Raw genomic sequence first — 20,715 nt, 5'->3', positions numbered from 1 at the left:
GCGGACGACGTGGTCAGCCGCAGCCAGCCGCTGAGCGCCGAGGCCGCCTCCGTCTACTACTCGCTGGCCGACGCGGACACGGCCGCCTCCAGCGGCTTCCTCGCCGGAGCCGCCAAGGAACCCGCCCAGGTGCGCGAGCGGTACGAGAAGGACATCGCCCGCGCCTCCCGGCTGCTGATCAAGGCCGCGACCAGCACGGACGACTCCAGCGATTCGGGCCGCCAGATAACGGTGCTCAACGAGCAGCTGCCGGTCTACACGGGACGGATCGAGACCGCCCGCGCCTACAACCGGCAGGGACTGCCGCTCGGCGGGGCCTATCTCCGGTTCGCCAACGAGCAGATGACCACCGTGCTGCTGCCCGCCGCGCAGAAGCTGTACGACGCGGAGCGGGCCCGGCTCGACCGGGACGACGAGGAGGCCAGGTTCTGGCCGGTCCTCTCGCTCGCTCTCGGACTGCTGGCGCTCGGCGCGCTCGGCTGGGCCCAGCGCCGTACCTATCTGCGGACGAACCGGGTGTTCAACCACGGGCTGCTCGCCGCGACCGCCGCCACCGCCGTCGTACTGCTGTGGCTGGCCGGGGGCCACACCCTGGCGCGCTCGGCGCTGCATGAGGCGCGGGAGGACGGGCAGAAGTCCCTCACCGTGCTCAACGACGCGCGCATAAGCTCCCTGAAGGCCCGGGCCAATGAGAATCTCGTGCTGGTGGCCCGGGGCGCGGTGCTCACGGACGACGGCAAGAGCGACAAGTACGAGACGGAGTTCGGCGCGGGGATGCGCGATCTCGGCGAGGAACTGAGCGCCGCCCTGCTCCACGCCGACGACGCCGAGGGCCGTACGGCCGTGGAGTCCGCGCAGGCGAGCGTCACCGAGTGGCGGACCCGGCACAAGAAGGTCAGCGAGACCGACCGGGCCGGGGAGTACGAGGGCGCGCTGAAGCGGGTCATAGGGCCCGGGAAGTCCACCGGCAAGTCCTTCGACGAGGTGAACGCGGCGCTGGAGCAGGCGCTCGCGCATGAGCAGCGGGAGTTCAGCCGGGCGGCGGCGGACGGGCGGGACGCGCTGGACGGGCTTCCGGCCGGGGCGGCGGCGCTCGGGCTGCTGGGCGCGGCGGGCGCGATCCTCGGTGTCAACCGCAGGCTCGCGGAGTACCGGTGAGAGGGGGAGAGATGACGGATGGAACCAGCGGGCCGGGGACCGGTCCCTGGGCCCGGTTCTCCCGGGGCGGCTCATGGCGGCGGGGCGGCGAGGACCGCCCGAGGCGGCACAGCGCTCTGCGGGGCTGGGGCGGGGTCGCGGGCATGGCGACCGCCTGCGCGCTGACGGCCGCCGCCACCTTGATCCCGCTCTCCCAGGGTGCGGGAGCGGGCCTCACCGGCGCGGGCCGGAGCGCTTCCGCCACGATGTCCGCCAAGGCGGCGCAGTGCGAGGACCCGGAGCGGTCCCTGCGCCCTTCGCCCGCCGACGGGCCGTCGATCCGGGCGATAAAGGAGCGCGGCAAGCTCGTCGTCGGCGTGGACCAGAACAGCTACCGCTGGGGCTACCGCGACCCGGCGACCGGCGGTCTCCTGGGCTTCGACATCGATCTCGCCCGCGCCATAGCCAAGGACATCCTCGGCAGCGAGACCGCCGTCATCTTCCGTGCGATCCCCACCGATCAGCGCATACCCGCGCTGGACAACGGGACCGTCGATCTCGTGGTGCGCACGATGACGATCAACTGCGACCGCGCCGAGCAGGTCGCGTTCTCCACCGCGTACTTCCAGGCCGGGCAGCAGGTCCTGGCCTCCGAGGGCTCCGACATCACCGGGTACGACGCCTCGCTGAAGGGCAAGCGGGTCTGTACGGCCGAGGGCTCGACGGCGTACGACGCCCTGAAGAAGAATTCGTTCGGGGCGGTCTTCCAGGACGAGCACGACGACGGACCGGCCGACGAGAACGTTCTCACCGTGCCCAATCAGCTCGACTGCCTGGTCCGGCTCCAGCAGGGCCTGGCCGACGCGGTCGTCACGGACAACGCGCTCGCCGCGGGCCAGGCGGCCCAGGACCCGGCGGTGACCCTCAAGGGCAAGCCCTTCACCGTCGAGTACTACGGTGTGGCCGCCGCGCTCGGCAAGGACGACCTGGTGCGCCGGGTCAACCAGGTCCTGGAGGAGTACCGCAAGGGCCCCCAGAGCCCCTGGACCAAGGCGTACAAGAAATGGCTGGCCGACGATCTGCCCGGCATATCCGGGCCGCCGACGCCCAAGTACCGCTAGGGTCCCTCGTTCGGATCAGGCTGGATCAGTGAGCGGGCTCTGGAAGAAGTGCCCAGCGTGCGTGCCGGACCCCGCCAGGCAGACGGGAGTCCGAGGACACGGCCTAGGGCCGACGAACGAGAGGTGATCGATGGGCGTCGCGGGAGCGTCCCCCGGCCGGGGAGCCGCCGGGCCGACGATGGACCGGGACGAGGCGGACCGGGCGCTGGCCCGTCTCGGTGCGGAGCACGAGGCGATCGAGACCTCGCTGCTCGCCCTCCAGGACCACGCGGGCCGCAGGCTGCTCGAAGGCGCCGAGCTGACCGGTGTCACCAAAGAGCGCTGGAGCGGTGCCGAGGCGTCGATCAGCCGGCTGTGGGAGTACTTCGACGCGTACTCCGACGCCCTGGACGGCATCCGTGAGCTGCGGGCACGCCGCCGCTGGCCCGGCCGGGAGGACCTGGTGGAGCTCACCGAGCGGCTGCGCGGGCGCTCGGTGGTGGTGGCCATGCCGCTGGGCCATATCTCGCTCTCCGTCGACGGACCGGCCAGGCTGACCGAGGAGTTCACCCTGGAGGAGCTGGTCGGCCGGATGAACGAGCTGTACGCGAGCTCGCTCGACGCGGTGGTGACGGCGGACGCGGTGTGGTCCGCGCTGCCCGCGCGGATCGATCTGCTCTCGGCCGAGCTCCAGCGCACCCGTTCGCTGGCCCACTCGGTGGGCGTACGGCCCGGGGAGCATCCCTCCGGCGACGAGCTGGAGGAGATCACCCATGAGCTGTCCGCTCTGCGCGCCCAGGTGATCTCCGATCCGCTGGCCTTCTGGCGTCCCTCGCCCGGGAGTTCCGCGCCGGGCGGCGGCCGTCCCGACACCGACCGCTACGACCGGGCCGCCCGCGCCCTGGAGGACATCCGCCGGGAGATAGAGGCGGTGCTGGGGGTCCGGCAGGACTCCGAGGAGCGGCTGATACGGCTGCGCGACGTCCTCTCCCGCGCCGATCGCACCCTGGCCGAGGCCCGGACGGCGCGCGGTGAGGTGCTGGCGAAGATCGCCGCTTCGGAGGTGCCCGCGGTCAGCGGCCCGCCGATCGCGCTCCAGGAGCGGCTCTCCCTGGCGGCCGAGCATCGCAGACACTCCCGCTGGCACCGGCTCTCCCCGCTCCTCGAAGCGCTGGAGCGGGAGGCCGAGGACGAGCTGCTGCGGGCCCGGGAGTCGCTGACCGCGGTCACCGCCCCGCTCGCCGTGCGGGCGGAGCTGCGCGGCAGACTCGACGCCTACCGGGCGAAGATGGCCCGGCACGGCTTCGCGGAGGATCCGCTCCTGATCGAGCGGTACGACCTGGCTCGCAGAACGCTGTGGAGCGCGCCGTGCGATCTGCGCGTCGCCGAGCAGGCGGTGCTCCGCTATCAGCAGGCGGCGGCCGAGGCCGTCGCCATGGCCCAGCAGCCGCCCGGCCGTCCGGGGCCCGAGGACCGCAGGGGGGACGCGTGAGCGGGAACGAGAGCTGTCAGCGGCCCGGCTGCGACGGCCGCTACGAGGACATGGGCGGCGGTGAGCTGTACTGCGAGACCTGCGGGCTGGCCCCCGTCGTGGCGGCGGGCTCCGGCGACCCGGCCCGGCAGCGCCAGGACAGCGGCTCCGCCTCGACACGGGTCTCCCCGCGCTCCTCCGCCGCCTCCTCCGCCGCGTCGCGGCGGTCGGCCTCGGGGCGGCTGTCGCGCTCGCTGACCGGCTCCAGCACCTCCACCCGCTCCATCTCGGTGCGCAGCTCCGGCACCGCCGCGAGCTCCTCCAGCCGCAACCGGCTCGGCGCGGGCCTGGTGACCGTGCCCGAGGTGCCGCGCCCCGACCCGCGCTCGGCGGTGATGGAGAACCCGGAGGTGCCGGAGCGGAAGCGGTTCTGCTCGCGGGCCGAGTGCGGTGCCCCGGTGGGGCGTTCACGCGGTGAGCGCACCGGGCGCACGGAAGGGTTCTGCACCTCCTGCGGCCATCCGTACTCCTTCGTCCCCAAGCTCGTCGCCGGGGACATCGTGCGCGGGCAGTACGAGGTGGCGGGCTGTCTCGCCCACGGCGGTCTGGGCTGGGTCTATCTGGCGGTGGACCGCGCGGTCTCGGACCGCTGGGTGGTCCTCAAGGGCCTGCTGGACACCGGAGACCAGGACGCCATGGCCGCGGCGATATCCGAGCGCCGCTTCCTCGCCGAGATCGAGCACTCCAACATCGTCCGCATCTACAACTTCGTCGAGCATCTCGACCAGCGGACCGGATCTCTCGACGGCTATATCGTCATGGAGTACGTCGGCGGCAAATCGCTCAAGGAGCTGGCCAACGACCGGCGGGACGCCGCGGGCAAGCGGGACCCGCTGCCGGTGGAGCAGGCGTGCGCGTACGGCATCGAGGCGCTGGAGGCACTCGGACATCTGCACAGCCGGCACCTGCTGTACTGCGATTTCAAGGTCGACAACGCCATCCAGCAGCAGGACCAGCTCAAGCTGATCGACATGGGCGCGGTCCGGCGGATGGACGACGACCAGTCCGCGATCTACGGCACGGTGGGCTACCAGGCCCCGGAGGTCGCCGACACGGGGCCGTCCATAGCCTCCGACCTCTACACCGTGGCGCGCACCCTGGCGGTGCTGACCTTCGACTTCCAGGGGTACACCAACGTCTTCGCGGACTGCCTCCCGGACCCGGGACACGTTCCGGTCTTCCAGACGTACGAGTCGTTCTACCGCCTGCTGGTGCGGGCGACGGACCCGGATCCGGCGCGGCGGTTCTCCTCGGCGCAGGAGATGGCGGAGCAGCTGACCGGTGTGCTCAGGGAGGTCGTCTCCCTGCAGACGGGCCGTGCCAGGCCCGCGCTGTCCACCCTGTTCGGACCGGAGCAGCGGGTCACGGACACGGAGCTGTTCGCACCGGACGCGGAGGGCGTCTCGGTGCTGGGGGCCCGGACGGCCGGCAGGAAGCGCCGCGGGGCCCTGCCCGAGGGGGCGGGGCCGCGTCCGGCGCTCCCGAACGGGCGGGGCGCCGCGCCCGGTTCGGGGCCGGATGTCCTGGCTGCCGGGTCCGCCGCCCCGTTCGCCCCCCGGCTGATCGCGCTGGACGCCCGTGCCGTCGCCCTCGCGCTGCCCGTTCCCCGGGTCGACCCGGACGATCCCGCCACGGGTCTCCTCGCCGGTCTGCTGTCGGCCGCGCCCGCCGAGCTGCTCGCCGCGCTGGCCGCCGCGCCCGTGCGTTCCCCGGAGATCCGGCTGCGCGAGCTGCGCGCCCGGCTGGAGCTGGGCGAGCCGGTGGCGACGGCCGCGGCAGAGGTCCTGGAGGCGCTGGAGCGCGATCACGCCGACGACTGGCGGGTGGTGTGGTACCGGGGCCTGACCTCCCTGGCCGCCGGGGACGACGGGGCGGCGGCGCTCTCCTTCGACGCGGTGTACGACGCGTTCCCCGGCGAGCCCGCGCCCAAGCTGGCCCTCGGGGTCTGTGCCGAGGCGCTCGGCCGGCTGGACACCGCAGCCGAGTACTACCGGCTGGTGTGGACGACCGATCCGAGCTTTGTCAGCGCCGCGTTCGGGCTGGCCCGGGTGCGGCTCGCAGCGGGCGACCGGGCCGGAGCGGTGCACGCCCTGGAGTCGGTGCCGGAGGCGTCGATCCACTACACGGCGGCCCGGGTGGCCGCCGTGCGGGCGCGGCTGCGGCGACGGGCCGCGCAGGACCCTCTGATGGACGATCTGACGGCGGCGGCGGCCCAGGTGGAGGCCCTCGACGGCTTCGGACTGGACGCGGTGCGCCGGGAGCGGCTCTCCACCGAGGTACTCGGCACCGCCCTGGACTGGGTACTCTCCGGTAGTCCCGGAGCCCAACAGTCCGTACCGGCCCCGTCGAGCGCATCACGGCCCGGCAGCGAGCCCACCGCCCAGGCGGCGCGGCCCGTCTCCGCCGCGCCCGCCGTGCTGCTCGGCAGCGAGCTGGACGAACGCGGGCTGCGCTTCGGGCTGGAACGCTCCTTCCGGGTGCTCGCCCGGCTCGCCCAGCGGGGCGAGGAGCGGATGGAACTGGTGGAGCGCGCCAACCGCTTCCGCCCCCGGACGTGGGTGTGATTGATGTCGCCGCAGATGCACCGGCCGGACGCCGGTCCGATGTGCCCCGCTTGCGCGGAGCCGCTGGAGGATGACGACCGCTTCTGCGGTGCGTGTGGACACGACCTCGCGTCGGCGCCCGCCCCGCCGGGGGCCGACCGCCCGACGCTCGCCGTCGGGGTACCGGCCGAGGGGTCGGGATGGCCGGGGCCGGGCGCTCCCGGCGGCCCCGGGGCCTATGTCCCGCCGGGGCCGGGCGTCTCCGGCGGCTCAGGGTTCCCTCTCCCGCCGGGGCCGGGCGCTCCCGGCGCCCCCGGGCTCCAGGTCCCGCCGGGTCCGGGCCCGTACGGCGTATCCGGGTCCGGGCCGTACAGCGGGCACGGCTCCGGCCCGTACGGCGTATCCGGGTCCGGCCCATACGGCGGGCACGGGTCAGGCCCGTACGGCGGACCGCCGGACGGCGGCATGCCCCCGGGGCACGGCTCCGCGGGCTTCCCGGGCGTGCCCCCGATGCCGTACGCGCCCCCCGTCCCGGGCAGCGCGCCGTACGCCGTCACCCCGGGTCAGGACGGGCCGGGCTCCGGGGACTTCGGGCCGCCCCCGCCCCAGCCGGAGCAGCCGGAGCCCGTGGCCGCCGACCCGCGCGCCGTGCCCGCCGGCCCCCCGGCGTCCGCCAAGCTCTGTGTGGCCTGCCGGGCAGGCCGGGTCGACCCGGACGGCTACTGCGAGAACTGCGGCCACGCCCAGCCCAGGGAGCGCGACCATATGGAGCGGGAGCTCGGCCCGGTCGCCGCCGTCAGCGACCGGGGGCTGCGCCATCACCGCAACGAGGACGCGTTCGCCGTCTCCGTCACCGCGCTGCCCGATGGTTCACCGGCCGTCGTCGCGATCGTCTGCGACGGCGTGTCGTCGGCCACCCGGCCCGACGAGGCGTCACAGGCCGCCGCCAGGGCCGCCAATGAGCTGCTGCTGGAGACGCTGCCGCGCGGCGCCGATCCCCAGCAGGCGATGCGGGAGGCGATCGTGGCCGCCGCCGCCGCGGTCGACGCCCTGGCGGAGCGGCCCCCCGGCGCCGACCCGGAGGAGCGCCCGCACCACCATCTCAACGCGCCCGCGTGCACGATCGTCGGCGCGGTGTCCGCCGGGGGGCTGCTGATCGTCGGCTGGGTCGGCGACAGCCGCGTCTACTGGGTGCCCGACGATCGCTCCGGGCCTGCCGCCCGGCTCACCGAGGACGACTCCTGGGCCGCGCAGATGGTGGCCGCCGGACTGATGAGCGAGCAGGAGGCCTACGCCGACGACCGCGCCCACGCCATCACGGGCTGGCTCGGCGCCGACGCCTATGAACTCGACCCGCACACGGCCGCGTTCACACCGGACCGGGACGGAGTGGTCGTGGTCTGCACGGACGGTCTGTGGAACTACGCGGAGGGGGCGGCGGACATGGCCCGGGCGATCCCGGCCGACGCCGCCGAACGGCCGCTGCACAGCGCCCAGGTGCTGGTCGGGCACGCGCTCGACGGAGGCGGCCACGACAACGTAACAGTGGCGGTGCTGCCGTTCGCGGTGACCCGGCAGGGGGCAGGATCGGCCTACGACGCACACCACCGGACCTGACCGCCCCGGCCGGGGCTCCCACCGGGGTCCCGGCCGGCGCGACCACGGAGCCCGACCGACGACGACCGGGCTCGACGTACGACACCGGAGCCCGACCGACGACGACCGGGCCGACGCACCGGACAGGGACCTGACCGAGGACGACCAGGCCGACACAGCACACCGGGACCTGACCGACGACGACCAGGCTCGACGTACGACATCAGGGCTCAGGCCCGCACCAGGGCTCAGGCCCGCACACAACGGCCGGACGTCCGCGACGGGGGCGGCGTCCGCGACAGGGCCACGGCCCGCTTGTGTTCAGATCTCCCCGAGTGGAGCCCTCAAGGAGTCCAACAGATGGCCAACTTCTCCAAGTCCCAGGTGCCGCGGTTCTCCGTCGAGGTGTATCAGAACGAGTATCTGCCGGAGGGCGGTCGCGAGGTCAACGCGATCGTCACCGTCACCTCCACCGGCGGGGGCACCAGCGGCGGGGCTCCGCTGCGGGGAGCGCCGGGAGCCGTTCCCGGCGCGGCTGTTGTGATCATGGTGGACTGCTCGGGTTCGATGGAGTACCCGTCCGCCAAGATGCGCGCCGCGCGCGAGGCCACGGCCGCCGCGATCGACACCCTGCGCGACGGTGTGGAGTTCGCCGTGGTCGCCGGTACGCACCAGGCGGCCGAGGTCTACCCCGGCGGCGGGCGGCTCGCCGTCGCCGATCCGCGGACCCGCGCGCAGGCGAAGGATGCCCTGCGGCGGCTGACCGCGGGCGGCGGCACCGCGATCGGCACCTGGCTCAGGCTCGCGGACCGGCTGCTGGCGGCCTCGATGAGCGATATCCGGCACGGCATCCTGCTGACCGACGGGCGCAATGAGCATGAGTCGCCCGAGGCGCTGCGGTCGGCGCTGGCCGCGGTGACCGGCCGATTCACCTGTGACGCCCGGGGCGTCGGCACCGACTGGGAGGTCAAGGAGGTCACCAGCATCGCGTCCGCGCTGCTCGGCACCGCGGACATCGTCGCCGATCCGGCCCGTCTCGCCGAGGACTTCACCGGCATGATGGAGAACGCGATGGGCAAGGAGGTCGCGGATGTCGCGCTGCGGCTGTGGACCCCCGTCGGCGTGGAGATCGCCTTCGTCAAGCAGGTGGCCCCCACCGTCGGAGATCTGACCGCGCGGCGTACGGAGGCGGGGCCGCGCGCCGGGGACTATCCGACCGGTTCCTGGGGCGACGAGTCGCGCGACTATCACGTGTGCGTACGGGTGCCGGAGGCGGGCATCGGGCAGGAGATGCTCGCGGCCCGCGCCTCGCTGATCATCCCTGCCCCCGACGGCGGGACTCCCCAGGTGCTCTCCCAGGGGCTGATCCGGGCGGTGTGGACCGACGACATGGCCGCCTCCACCTCCATCAACCCCCAGGTGGCGCACTACACGGGCCAGGCCGAACTGGCACAGGTCATCCAACAGGGGCTGGATGCCCGCAAACTGGGCGATTTCGGTGGAGCGACGGCCAAACTGGGCCGTGCGGTGCAGCTCGCGGCCTTCTCCGGCAACGAGGACACTGCGAAACTCCTTTCGAAGGTGGTGGACGTGGTCGACGCGGCGACAGGTACTGTGCGACTGAAGGCCAAGGTCGCCGAGGCCGACGAGATGACGCTCGAAACCCGCTCCACGAAAACGGTGCGGGTGAAGAGGTAGTCCCGTCCGCCGCGGCCCCGGGGCCGCGGCGCGACAGCGCACGACCGACAACGAACGAAGCGGAACGGCCCTCGGGCCGGACGAGGAGAGGGGGAGGCGCCTCCATGCCGACCTGCCCGAACGGACACCAGTCGGGTTCCGACGACTGGTGCGAGGTCTGTGGCCACCGCATGGCCGTCCCCGGCGCTTCCCCGGGGACCGCGCCGCCGCCCCCGCCCGGATACGGCTATCCGGCCCCGGCCGGCGATCCCCACGCGACCGCCCAGGCCGAGCTCTGCCCGCAGTGCCGCACCCCGCGCGAGGCCATGGCCCCGTTCTGCGAGGAGTGCCGCTACAACTTCCTGACGCATACGGCGACGAGCTACACCCCGATCGCCCCGGCTCCGCACTCCCCGTCCCCGGGGCTGAACCTCCCCTCGGGCTTCACCAGCCGGCCGCCCGGACCGCCCGCCGGACCGCAGGCATCCGGCCATGATCCGTACGACTACCAGGGGTCGCGGCCCTCCCGGCTGAACCGCCCCGCCGAGCCGCTGGGCGATTCCGCGGGTCCGCAGCCGTTCCCGCCGCCCGGTCCGGCCGCGCCCTTCCCGCAGGGACCCGGCGGTCTGCCGGGCGCGGGTCAGCAGGGCCCGCCGCCGGTCTTCCAGCAGCAGTCCGCGCCGCCCGCCCCGCCGCAGCACCACCAGCAGCAGCAGCCGGGCGCGGACGACTGGATGCTCCCCCCGCCCGACCGGTCCCAGCCCCCGGGCCCGGGTCCGCAGCAGTTCCCGCCGCCCGGTCCCGCCGCGCCCTTCCCGCAGGGACCCGGGCAGCAGGGACCCGGGCAGCAGGGCGTGCCGCAGCAGCACCCCGGGTCGACACCCGGCCAGCACCAGTCGCCGCCGTCGTCCTCGTATCCGGCGTCCGACGGCTGGACGGCGGTGATCGCGCCGGACCGCGAGTACTTCATGGCGATGATGCAGCGCAGCGGCCCCGACGCCGGCGGCCTCAATCTGCCCGCGTACTCCCCCGAGCAGCACCTCACGCTCACCGGGAACCAGATCACCATCGGCCGTCGCCGCCAGTCCACCGGTGAGTCGCCGGACATCGATCTGTCCGTGCCGCCGGAGGACCCGGGCGTCTCGCACAAGCACGCCGTGCTGGTGCAGCAGCCCGACGGCTCCTGGGCGGTGGTGGACCAGAACTCCACCAACGGCACCACGCTCAACGGCGCGGAGGAGCCGATCCAGCCGTATGTCCCGGTCCAGCTGAACGACGGCGACCGGGTCCACGTCGGGGCCTGGACGACCATCACCGTCCGCCGGGGCTGATCCGTACGCGGGCACTGAGCCGTACGCCGGGGCCGAGCGGCTAGAGCTCGGCGTTCTGGCGGCCGAGGGGCCAGACATAGGGCCCCTCGGGATCGTCGAGCCAGGCCCACTGCCGGCCGCCGCTGACGGTGACCCCGAACCGGTCCCGCCGTGGACGGCGCTCGCGCTCCCAGAGCGAGAGCGCCTCACGGGGGTCGAGGCTGCCCTCGGTCAGCGTCAGCAGGAACCGGAAGAGATCGTTCTCCAGCGCCCCGCGGGGCATCGCGCCCAGCCGCCGCCGGGGGACCGCGGCACCGCCCCGCAGCGGCACGAAGTACGCGGAGGTCCGCAGGAAGCGCCCCTCCGCACTGCGCGCCCCGTCGCGGTCCTCGCGTACCCGGAGTGCGATCAGCCCGGTGGACAGCGGCGCCAGAATCCTGGCGTCCGGACGGCACTGCGCCAGCCAGTCGTACGGCACGGACGGCAGGGTGCAGGTCGCGATGATCCGGTCGAAGGGCGCCCGCCAGGGACAGCCGCGCGCCCCGTCGCCGGTGACCACGGTCGGCCGGAAGCCCGCGGCGGCCAGATGAGCGCGCGCCGAGTCCGTGATCTCCGTCTCCATGTCGATGGTGGTGATCAGCTCGTCGCCGAGCCGGTGGGCGAGGAGCGCCGCGTTGTAGCCGGTGCCCGCGCCGATCTCCAGGACGGCGTCCCCGTACCGCACCTCCAGCGCCTCCAGCATCCGGGCCATCAGCGAGGGCTGGCTGCTGGAGGAGATCAGCTCCCCGTCGCGGACCCGGGTGGCGAGCGGCCCGTCGTAGTACGCCCCGCGCAGCCAGCGCTCCCGGCGCACCGGATCGGGGTCCTCGCACCAGAGCCGCTCGTAGTCGCCGCCCTCGCTGACGAAGTAGTACGGCACGAAGAGATGCCGGGGCACCTCCTCGAAGGCGAGCCGCCAGGTCGGGTCGGTCAGCCCGCCCCCGGCCACGATCAGCCGCACCATCGTCCGCCGCGCCTCGGCGGCGGGCTCGGCGTACCGTTCCAGGTGCGTACCCATGTCTCCACTGTGCTGCGCGAACGGCCCCGACGCGAGCACCCCGGGCGGGAGTCCCCGGAAGTCCTGGTCCTACCGGAGTCCCCGGAAGTCCTAGGCCCCGAGTCCTCGGCCGGGGCATCTGAGACGATGGACGGGTGACAGAGATCCGGCGCGGCAGCCTCCAGGAGCAGACCTTCTACGAGCAGGTCGGCGGCGAGGAAACCTTCCGCCGTCTGGTCCACCGCTTCTACCAGGGCGTCGCCGACGATCCGCTGCTGCGGCCGATGTACCCGGAGGAGGACCTGGGTCCGGCCGAGGAGCGGTTCCGGCTCTTTCTGATCCAGTACTGGGGCGGTCCGCGCACCTACAGCGAGAACCGCGGCCACCCCCGGCTGCGGATGCGGCACGCGCCGTTCGCCGTCGACCAGGCCGCCCATGACGCCTGGCTGCGGCATATGCGGGTCGCGGTCGACGAGCTGGAGCTGTCGCCCGAGCATGAGCGGCAGCTGTGGGACTACCTCGTCTACGCCGCCGCCTCCATGGTGAACACCGCCGGTTAGTCCCCGCCCAGCAGGGCGGTCACCCAGGAGTGGAAGCCCCCGATGTGGTGCTCGCTGGGCACCAGCACCCCGCCGGAGCGGTAGGCGCGGGAGGCCATCCCGGGCTGGGTGCGCTCGCAGGCGGCGAAGTCCTGGACGTTGACCCGGTGGAACAGCTCGACCGAGCGGGACACGTCCGCGCCCGACGCGATGACCTCGGGTGCGTACAGCCAGTCGCACTCGACCACCGTACGGTCAGGGGCGGCCGGGAACATCCGGTGCACGATCACATGGTCGGGCACCAGATTGACGAAGACCTGCGGTCGGACGGTGATCGCGTAGTAGCGGCGGTCCTGGTCGTCGGCGAGGCCCGGCAGCCGTCCGAAGCCCTCGCCGCCGTCGATGGTGAAGCCCCGCGCCCCGTCCGCGAAGGCCGCGCCGTGGCCCACGTAGTACTGGGCGGCGAACCCCCGGGCGAACTCCGGCAGCACGGAGACCAGCTCGGGGTGGATGGCGGCGCAGTGGTAGCACTCCATGAAGTTCTCGACGATCAGCTTCCAGTTGGCGCGCACGTCGTAGCGGACGCGCCGGCCGAGCGCCAGCTCCGATGCCCGGTAGCGCTCGATGGCCGCCGCGTCGCCGAGCCGCTCCACGGCCGCGCCGGGCGCCTGGTCCTCGAAGGAGGGCGGATCGTCGGCCAGACAGACCCAGACATAGCCGAGCCACTCGCGCAGGGCGACGGCGCGCAGCCCGTAGGCGGCCCGGTCGACATCCGGCATCCGCGCCAGATTGGGCGCGGCCACCAGCGCTCCATCGAGGTCGTAGCTCCAGGCGTGGTAGGGGCAGCGCAGCGTACGGCGGACCGCGCCGGACTCCTCGGTGCACAGCCGCGCCCCGCGGTGGCGGCACACATTGAGGAAGGCGCGCGGCTCGCCCTCGCCGTTGCGGGTGATCAGCACGCTCTCCCGGCCGACCGGGACGGTGCGGAAGGCTCCCGGGGCGTCCAGTTCGGCGGAGCGCACCGCGCAGAACCAGAGCGATTCGAAGATGTTCTCCTGCTCGCGGGCGAACACCTCCGGGCTGGTGTAGCAGTGCCCCGGCAGGGTGGCGAGCAGGCTCGGCGATGCCGTCATGGCGGGTCTCCCTCAGGCGGGCGCGGGCGTGCCGCGGCCGGGGTCGAAGAGCGAGATGGGGTGGGACGTGGTGCCGTCGAGCGCCAGATCGGCCAGGATCTCGCCGACCACGGGGACGAACTTGAAGCCATGTCCGGAGAAACCGCAGGCCACGGTGGTGGAGCCGGGGTGCAGCGGATGCCGGGCGATCACAAAGTGCTCATCGGGGGTGTTGGAGTACATACAGGTGGCGGCCTTGAGGAAGGTCCCGGGCAGGGTGGGCAGCCGGGCAGCCGCCTGGTCGGCCATCTCCCGGATCTCATGGTCGTGGACGGTGCGGTCGATGGTCTCGGGGGTGCAGACGGAGCCCTTGCGGAAGAAGGCCACCTTGGCTCCCCGGTCGGGGCCGTCGATGGCGGGGAAGCCGTAGATCTGCACCCCGGCGGCGTCCTCCCAGAGGTAGACGGGGTGGTTCCGGGGGAGATACGGGCCGGTGCCGCCGCGCGGCTGGAACCAGTACATGATCTGGCGCTCGACGGTGATGGGGACCCCGAGATCGGCGAGCAGCCCGGGGGCCCAGGCGCCGGGGCAGATGATCAGCTGGCCCGCGGTGTACACGTCCTCGGCGGTGTGCACCCGTACGCCGTCCCGGAAGGGCTCCCAGCGGGTGACCGGCTCCTGGTAGCGCAGCTCGGCGTCATGGCGGAGGGCGAGCTGGAGATGGGCGGCGACGGTGTTCTCGGGCCGCAGCAGTCCGGCGCGTGCCTCGTAGAGCGCGATCTCGTCGTCGGCGGGGGTCAGGGTGGGGAAGCGGCGGCGTATCTCGCGGGCGTCGAGCAGTTCATGCGGCAGATCCCACTGCCGGGCCGAGCGCAGTGAGCCGGCGACCGTACGGGATTCGGGGCGGCCCAGCATCACCCCGCCGCAGAGGACGGCGATATCGCGTCCGGTCTCGCGCTCCAGCCGTTCGTACAGCTCATAGGCGCGCAGCAGCAGGGGGACATAGGCGGGGTCCTCGAAGTACGCCTGCCGGGTGATCCGTGAACCGCCATGGCTGGAGCCCCGGTTGTGGACCGGGCCGAATCTCTCCAGGCCCAGCACCCGCGCGCCCCGGGCGGCCAGATGGGCGGCGGCGGCGCTGCCCATGCCGCCGAGCCCCATGACGATCACGTCGTACGCGGGTGCCATACGGGTCCCTTCGGGTGGTCCGGGCCGGTCCGGTCCGGGCCGGTGGTTCAGCTGCGGATACGGGTCATCTCGGGGTCGTAGAGGGGTTCCTCGGCAACGGTCGCGGCGTGGGTCCGGTCGAAGTAGCCGATGCGGACGGCTGTGCCGGCGGGGAGCGGGGGGAGCCAGGCGTAGGCGACGCAGCGGCCGATGGTGTAGCCGTATCCGGCGCTGGTGACATGGCCGTCGGCGCGTTCCGTGGGGGCGGTGACTTCCATGAGGCCGGCGCCCTCCGCCGGGCCGGTGCCTTCCGTGCGGCCGATACGCACGGGCTCGCCGCCGAGGACGACGGCGGCGGGGTCGTCGAGGGTGAGACAGGCGAGTCTGCGGGTCTCGGTCCCGGGCGGGTGCGCGCCGAGGGCGTCGCGTCCGGTGAAGTCGCCTTTGTCGAGCCGTACGGCGAAACCGAGCCCCGCCTCGTACGGGGTGTCCTCGGCGGTCATGTCCCGGCCCCAGGACCGGTAGCCCTTCTCCAGCCGGAGCGAGTCGAAGGCGCTGCGGCCCGCCGCGACCACCCCGAGGGCCGCTCCGGCCTCCCACAGGGTGTCCCAGAGCCTGAGCCCGAGATCGGCGGTGGTGTACAGCTCCCAGCCGAGTTCGCCGACATAGCTCAGCCGTAGCGCGGTGACCGGGACATGCCCGATACAGGTCTCCCGGGCCCTGAAGTAGCCGAAGGCGCGGTGGGAGAAGTCGTCCCGGGTCAGCGGCTGGACGAGGTCGCGGGCGAGCGGCCCCCACACCCCGATGCAGCAGGTTCCCGCGGTGACATCGCGGATCCGTACGGTCGCGGGCGCGTGCCGCAGCAGCCAGTGGAGGTCGGCGGGGGAGTTCGCGCCCACCTGGAAGCGCTGCTCGCCGAGCCGGGCCACGGTCAGATCGGACCGGATGCCGCCGCCGTGGTCCAGCAGCAGGGTGTAGGTCACCGAGCCGACGCGCCGGGCGAGTTGATTGGTGGTCATCCGCTGGAGGAAGTCCAGCGCACCGGGGCCCTCGACCTCCAGCCGGCGCAGCGGGGTCATGTCGTACAGCGCGACGCGCTCACGGGTCGCGCGGGCCTCGGCGGCGGCGATGGGCGACCAGAACCGGGCGGACCAGGCGTCCCGGGCGGGGACCTCGGCGGGCAGCCCGGCATTGGCCTCGTACCAGTGCGGGCGCTCCCAGCCCCCGCCCTCCAGGAAGAACGCGCCCAGTTCGCGCTGGCGGGCGTGGAAGGGGCTGACCCGCAGCGGACGCGGCTGCTCCGGCGGCTGGAGCGGGTGGACGACGTCGTACACCTCGATGAAGTTCCGGGCGCTGCGTTCGGCGGTGTACGCCGGTGAGCGCTGGGAGTCCTCGAAGCGGGCGATATCGCAGTCATGGAGGTCGATCGAGGGGCGGCCGTCCGTCATCCACTCGGCGACGGCGCGCGCGGCTCCGGCGGAGTGGGTGACCCAGACGGCTTCGGCGAGCCAGAAGCCGCGGAGCCCGGGGGCCTCGCCGAGCAGGGGCATGCCGTCGGGGGTGAAGGAGAAGACGCCGTTGAACCCCTCGTCGACGGCGGTGTCCGCGAGGGCGGGCAGCAGCCGTACGGCGTCGGCCCAGCTGGGGGCGTAGTCGTCGGGGGTGAAGTCGAGCCAGGAGGGCATGACGGGCGCTTCGTCGTAGGCGGGGAGCGCGGCGGGGTCGACGGGGATGACCCGGTGGGCGTAGGAGCCGATGCCGATGCGGTCGCCGTGCTGCCGGAAGTAGAGATCGCGGTCCTGGTGGCGGAGGATGGGCAGCCGTCCGGCCGGCGGGGCCGCGAGGGGGCCGGTTCTGGCGTACTGGTGGGCGAGCGGCAGCAGGGGGACGTCCACCCCGGCCATAGCCCCGATCAGCGGTCCCCAGAACCCGGCGGCGGAGACGATCCGGTCGGCGGGGAAGCCGCCCCGGTCGGTGATGACGCCCGTGACCCGGCCGTGGTCGCGCTCGACGGCGGTGACGGTGTGGCGGCCGAGGAAGCGCGCGCCGCGCGCGGCGGCGCGCTCCCTGAGGCGGCGGGAGGCGTCCAGGGCGTGGGCCAGTCCGTCGTCGGGGGTGTGGAGTCCGCCGAGTACGAGCCCTTCGTCGAGCAGGGGCCAGAGCTCGGCGCAGCGGGCGGGGGCGACGATCTCGGCCCGGATGCCCCAGGAGGCGGCGAGGCCGGCTCTGCGGTGCAGTTCCGCGAGTCTGGCCCCGGTGGTGGCGACTTCGAGGCCGCCGACCCGGTCGAAGGCTCCCACTCCGGTGAGCTCGGCGACGGTCCGCCGGGCGAGACGGGCCATCGTCCGGGACGGGTTGATCTGAAAGACCAGGCCCGGGGCGTGGGAGGTGGAGCCGCCCGGCGCGGTCAGCGGGCCCTGGTCGAGGACGGTGACATCGCTCCAGCCCCGGGCGGTGAGCTGATCGGCGAGCGCGCATCCGACGATTCCCGCCCCGATGATCACCACGGGGGCGTTTCGGGGGGCGCGCTCGGCGGCCCCTGGCGCTCCGGGTCTCTCGGGTCTCGCAGGCGGCCCCTCGGGTCTCTCGGGCGACGCCTCGGGGGATCTCTCCGATCCCTCGGGGGACGGCTCTGATCCCTCTGATTCCTCAGATGACGGCTCTGGTCCCTCGGGCAGCCCCTCGGGCGGTCTGAGCATGCCTCAACCCCCAGCTGTCGCGCTGAGCACATCGGGTCACGCCGATGGGAGACATAGTGAGAACGGCGTCCGCTCACCGTCAAGAGCACCGGCGGCACGGGCTCGGCCGCCGCCGTGCTCCCCGCGGCGGGAGGAATCGGGCGCCGCCGTCGCCGTACGCCCGGCCGGTGCGGGGTGGGTCAGGCCGCCGCGGGGTGCGGCGCGGGCTCCTTCGGGTGGACGTCAACCGGTCCTGGTGGGGATGACGCTCAGTCCGCCGAAACCGCTCACCCGTACGCCGATAGACCCGAAGGGGGTACGCAGCCTGAGCCATGAGCCCGTGGACAGCAGCGCCACGGGGACTCCGGGGCGGAGGAAGCCGAGCGACTGGGCCGCGTGCACGGCCCGCAGCGGCAGCGGGGTGGCGGCGACGGTGCGCGACCAGATCTCCCGGCCGATACGGTCCCGCTCGGCGCGGTTGCGCCGCTCGGGGGGCAGCTGTTCGTCGCGGGCGCGGAACTCGGCGACGGCCGCGGACACGGCCGCGCGCATCTCGGCCTCCCCCGGCAGTCCGGGCAGCTCGCTCCAGCCGCCACGGGGCGGCAGCACCCCGGCCCACGGCGGCCCGGTGACGGGTGCCGGGACGGTGAATCCGGAGCCGCTGATGCCTTCGAGCAGCTCTCCGGCGGAGACGGTGACGTCCAGCAGGACCGGGTCGCCGAGGCGTGTCGTACGGATGGCGAGCACCTCGAAGGAGGGCGGGCGGCCGAAGACGGCGAGGTGCGGCCCCGGTCCCTGCGGGCCGCCCGCCTGGAGCCGGACGGCGGCGGCGCGGTCGTAGTGGAGCAGCCGGGCGAGGAAGGCGGTGAGATCCTCCGCCTCCCTCGCGTCGGCGACATGCAGACTCCGCACGGGCACGGTCATCCGATGAGAACGTCCTCTTCCGTGGAGCCGGCTTCCGTGGAGCGCAGATCCGCGGAGGACGGGTTCACGGACGACGGGTCCACGGAGGCCCCTTCCGGCGCCGCGTCCGCTGCCACGGGGTCCCCGGGCAGGGCGTCCCCGGGCAGGGCGTCGTCCACCGCGGTGGGCAGATACCGCTGGAGGTGGGACTTCTCCTCGGCGGTGATCCGCCGCGGATGCCCGGCCTCCAGGTTGTACGGCACCACCACGGTCGCGGCCCGCACATAGATCTGCCCGGAGCCCTCGGCGTCCTTGATCTCGTAGGCGATGGTCAGCGAGGCCGCGCCGATCTTCGTCACCCAGGACTCGACGATCACCGGCTCATGGCGGAAGACCAACGGCCGCACATAGTCGATCTCATGCCGCGCCACCACCGATCCCCCCGAGAAGGAGGGGGAGCCGTCCGCCGGCCGGAGACGGAACATGAAGTCGATCCGCGCCTCTTCCAGATACCGCAGGAAGACCACGTTGTTGACATGCCCGAAGGCGTCCATGTCCGACCAGCGGAGGGGACAGCGGTAGATGTGCCGGGCCATGGGTGACTCTCCGCCCCTCAGCCTCGGGTGAGCTTCTTGTACGTGGCACGGTGCGGGCGGGCCGCGTCCGGGCCGAGACGCTCGACCTTGTTCTTCTCGTAGGACTCGAAGTTGCCCTCGAACCAGAACCACTTCGAGTCGCCCTCGTAGGCGAGGATGTGGGTGGCGACCCTGTCCAGGAACCAGCGGTCGTGGGAGACGACCACGGCCGCGCCGGGGAACTCCAGCAGGGCGTTCTCCAGCGAGGAGAGGGTCTCGACGTCGAGGTCGTTGGTGGGCTCGTCGAGGAGGAGCAGGTTTCCGCCCTGCTTGAGGGTGAGCGCGAGGTTCAGCCGGTTGCGCTCGCCGCCGGAGAGGATGCCCGCGGGCTTCTGCTGGTCCGGGCCCTTGAAGCCGAACGCCGAGACATAGGCGCGGGAGGGCATCTCGACCTGGCCGACGTTGATGTAGTCCAGCTCGTCCGAGACCACGGCCCACAGCGACTTCTTGGGGTCGATGTTGGCGCGGCTCTGGTCGACGTAGGAGATCTTGACGGTCTCGCCGACCTTGATGGCGCCGGAGTCCGGCTCCTCCAGGCCCTGGATCATCTTGAACAGCGTGGTCTTGCCCGCGCCGTTGGGGCCGATGACGCCGACGATGCCGTTACGCGGCAGGGTGAAGCTGAGGTCGTCGATGAGGAGCTTGTCGCCGAAGCCCTTGGAGAGGTTCTCGACCTCGACGACGATGCTGCCCAGCCGGGGGCCCGGCGGGATCTGGATCTCCTCGAAGTCCAGCTTCCGCATCTTGTCGGCCTCGGCGGCCATCTCCTCGTAACGCGCGAGACGGGCCTTGGACTTGGCCTGCCGCCCCTTGGCGTTGGAGCGGACCCACTCCAGCTCTTCCCTGAGCCGCTTGGCGCGCTTGGCGTCCTTCTGGCCCTCGACCTTGAGACGGGTCTGCTTGGTCTCCAGGTAGGTGGAGTAGTTGCCCTCGTAGCCGATGGCGCGACCGCGGTCGAGCTCCAGGATCCAGCCCGCGACATTGTCGAGGAAGTACCGGTCGTGGGTGATGGCGACGACGGTGCCGGCGTACTTGGCGAGGTGCGCCTCCAGCCACTGCACGGACTCGGCGTCCAGGTGGTTGGTGGGCTCGTCGAGGAGGAGCAGGTCGGGGGCTTCGAGCAGCAGCTTGCAGAGGGCGACGCGGCGCTTCTCGCCACCGGAGAGGTTGTTGACGGGCCAGTCGCCGGGCGGGCAGCCCAGCGCGTCCATGGCCTGCTCCAGCTGGGCGTCGAGGTCCCAGGCGTTGGCGTGGTCGAGCTCCTCCTGGAGCTTGCCCATCTCGTCCATCAGGGCGTCGGTGTACTCGGTCGCCATCTGCTCGGCGATCGCGTTGAACCGGTCGAGCTTGCCCTTGATCTCGGCGACGCCGTCCTCGACGTTCTGGAGCACGGTCTTGGACTCGTCCAGCGGCGGCTCCTGGAGCAGGATGCCGACGGTGTACCCCGGCGACAGGAACGCGTCACCGTTGGACGGCTGCTCCAGCCCGGCCATGATCTTCAGGACGGTGGACTTACCGGCGCCGTTCGGCCCGACCACACCGATCTTGGCGCCGGGCAGGAAGCTCAGCGTCACGTCATCGAGGATGACCTTGTCGCCGTGCGCCTTGCGCGTCTTGCGCATCGTGTAGATGTACTCAGCCAAGAGAAACCGTCCGGCAGATCAGTGGGTGGGCAGATACACCCCATCTTGCCGTACGTCCATCCCCCGATGGAAACCGGTCAGGGGCGGGCCGTGTACGGGCCGGGGCGG

14 protein-coding genes and 1 pseudogene are annotated in these 20,715 nt (G+C 73.0%); 8 read left to right on the top strand and 7 right to left on the bottom strand.

Going from position 1 to position 20,715, the window contains the following annotated elements; translation table 11 throughout:
• The 7 genes from FF041_RS03760 to FF041_RS03730 form a co-directional block, all read left to right on the top strand.
• Positions 1–1,158, top strand: a 1,158-nt coding sequence (locus FF041_RS03760; protein WP_153521014.1) for a hypothetical protein, incomplete at its 5' end; no start/stop codon positions are given.
• An 11-nt stretch (positions 1,159–1,169) separates the two neighbouring features.
• The gene (locus FF041_RS03755) at positions 1,170–2,258 is read left to right on the top strand and encodes a glutamate ABC transporter substrate-binding protein (RefSeq protein WP_153521013.1); all 1,089 of its coding nucleotides are present in this window, start codon (positions 1,170–1,172) and stop codon (positions 2,256–2,258) included.
• 130 nt (positions 2,259–2,388) lie between these two features.
• Positions 2,389–3,729: a coiled-coil domain-containing protein gene (locus tag FF041_RS03750; RefSeq protein WP_153521012.1), complete on the top strand. Its 1,341-nt coding sequence runs from the start codon at positions 2,389–2,391 to the stop codon at positions 3,727–3,729.
• A 50-nt stretch (positions 3,730–3,779) separates the two neighbouring features.
• A complete protein-coding gene (locus FF041_RS03745; RefSeq protein ID WP_153521015.1) occupies positions 3,780–6,332 on the top strand; it encodes a serine/threonine-protein kinase in 2,553 nt (850 codons plus the stop codon).
• 3 nt (positions 6,333–6,335) lie between these two features.
• Positions 6,336–7,928 carry a PP2C family serine/threonine-protein phosphatase gene (locus FF041_RS03740; protein WP_153521011.1) on the top strand — a complete coding sequence of 531 codons (1,593 nt, stop codon included), beginning with the start codon at positions 6,336–6,338 and terminating at the stop codon, positions 7,926–7,928.
• Between the two features lie 339 nt (positions 7,929–8,267).
• Positions 8,268–9,605 carry a vWA domain-containing protein gene (locus FF041_RS03735; RefSeq protein WP_153521010.1) on the top strand — a complete coding sequence of 446 codons (1,338 nt, stop codon included), beginning with the start codon at positions 8,268–8,270 and terminating at the stop codon, positions 9,603–9,605.
• A gap of 104 nt (positions 9,606–9,709) precedes the next feature.
• Positions 9,710–10,915: an FHA domain-containing protein gene (locus FF041_RS03730; protein WP_153521009.1), complete on the top strand. Its 1,206-nt coding sequence runs from the start codon at positions 9,710–9,712 to the stop codon at positions 10,913–10,915.
• A 40-nt stretch (positions 10,916–10,955) separates the two neighbouring features.
• On the opposite strand, the gene FF041_RS03725 is transcribed toward FF041_RS03730, so the two are convergent.
• Complete coding sequence (locus tag FF041_RS03725) at positions 10,956–11,951, bottom strand: methyltransferase domain-containing protein (protein ID WP_153481026.1); 996 nt, start codon at positions 11,949–11,951, stop codon at positions 10,956–10,958.
• A gap of 134 nt (positions 11,952–12,085) precedes the next feature.
• On the opposite strand from FF041_RS03725, the gene FF041_RS03720 reads away from it, so the two are divergent.
• A complete protein-coding gene (locus tag FF041_RS03720) occupies positions 12,086–12,490 on the top strand; it encodes a globin (RefSeq protein ID WP_323371113.1) in 405 nt (134 codons plus the stop codon).
• Here FF041_RS03720 and FF041_RS03715 read toward each other — a convergent pair.
• The 6 genes and pseudogenes from FF041_RS03715 to ettA form a co-directional block, all read right to left on the bottom strand.
• Complete coding sequence (locus FF041_RS03715) at positions 12,487–13,602, bottom strand: aromatic ring-hydroxylating oxygenase subunit alpha (RefSeq protein ID WP_153521008.1); 1,116 nt, start codon at positions 13,600–13,602, stop codon at positions 12,487–12,489. The two genes, FF041_RS03720 and FF041_RS03715, sit on opposite strands and share 4 nt — an antisense overlap.
• 12 nt (positions 13,603–13,614) lie before the next feature.
• Positions 13,615–14,769, bottom strand: coding sequence for an N-methyl-L-tryptophan oxidase (solA, locus tag FF041_RS03710; RefSeq protein WP_153521007.1), 1,155 nt, complete (start codon positions 14,767–14,769; stop codon positions 13,615–13,617).
• A gap of 47 nt (positions 14,770–14,816) precedes the next feature.
• On the bottom strand, positions 14,817–17,252 hold the full coding sequence (locus tag FF041_RS03705) for a GcvT family protein (protein ID WP_323391134.1): 2,436 nt from the start codon (positions 17,250–17,252) through the stop codon (positions 14,817–14,819).
• Positions 17,253–17,669: 417 nt separating this feature from the next.
• Positions 17,670–18,350 (bottom strand): hypothetical protein, encoded by a 681-nt coding sequence (locus FF041_RS03700; protein ID WP_153521005.1) that lies wholly within the window; start codon positions 18,348–18,350, stop codon positions 17,670–17,672.
• 167 nt (positions 18,351–18,517) lie between these two features.
• Positions 18,518–18,925: pseudogene (locus tag FF041_RS03695) on the bottom strand (acyl-CoA thioesterase); the annotation flags it as partial.
• 17 nt (positions 18,926–18,942) lie between these two features.
• On the bottom strand, positions 18,943–20,607 hold the full coding sequence (ettA, locus tag FF041_RS03690) for an energy-dependent translational throttle protein EttA (RefSeq protein ID WP_153481032.1): 1,665 nt from the start codon (positions 20,605–20,607) through the stop codon (positions 18,943–18,945).
• Positions 20,608–20,715: the final 108 nt, after the last annotated feature.

Source organism: Streptomyces jumonjinensis (genome assembly GCF_009600885.1).
Lineage (GTDB): Bacteria > Actinomycetota > Actinomycetes > Streptomycetales > Streptomycetaceae > Streptomyces > Streptomyces jumonjinensis.
This window is presented reverse-complemented; position numbering and strand designations above follow the sequence as displayed.

What these genes read in the sequence shown, in the direction of transcription:
- FF041_RS03750 (WP_153521012.1), top strand. Translation starts at nt 2,389, where the DNA reads ATGGGCGTCGCGGGAGCGTCCCCCGGCCGGGGAGCCGCCGGGCCGACG.
- FF041_RS03735 (WP_153521010.1), top strand. Translation starts at nt 8,268, where the DNA reads ATGGCCAACTTCTCCAAGTCCCAGGTGCCGCGGTTCTCCGTCGAGGTG.
- FF041_RS03715 (WP_153521008.1), bottom strand. Translation starts at nt 13,602, where the DNA reads ATGACGGCATCGCCGAGCCTGCTCGCCACCCTGCCGGGGCACTGCTAC.
- FF041_RS03700 (WP_153521005.1), bottom strand. Translation starts at nt 18,350, where the DNA reads ATGACCGTGCCCGTGCGGAGTCTGCATGTCGCCGACGCGAGGGAGGCG.
- FF041_RS03730 (WP_153521009.1), top strand. Translation starts at nt 9,710, where the DNA reads ATGCCGACCTGCCCGAACGGACACCAGTCGGGTTCCGACGACTGGTGC.
- FF041_RS03755 (WP_153521013.1), top strand. Translation starts at nt 1,170, where the DNA reads ATGACGGATGGAACCAGCGGGCCGGGGACCGGTCCCTGGGCCCGGTTC.
- solA (WP_153521007.1), bottom strand. Translation starts at nt 14,769, where the DNA reads ATGGCACCCGCGTACGACGTGATCGTCATGGGGCTCGGCGGCATGGGC.
- FF041_RS03740 (WP_153521011.1), top strand. Translation starts at nt 6,336, where the DNA reads ATGTCGCCGCAGATGCACCGGCCGGACGCCGGTCCGATGTGCCCCGCT.
- FF041_RS03725 (WP_153481026.1), bottom strand. Translation starts at nt 11,951, where the DNA reads ATGGGTACGCACCTGGAACGGTACGCCGAGCCCGCCGCCGAGGCGCGG.
- FF041_RS03745 (WP_153521015.1), top strand. Translation starts at nt 3,780, where the DNA reads ATGGGCGGCGGTGAGCTGTACTGCGAGACCTGCGGGCTGGCCCCCGTC.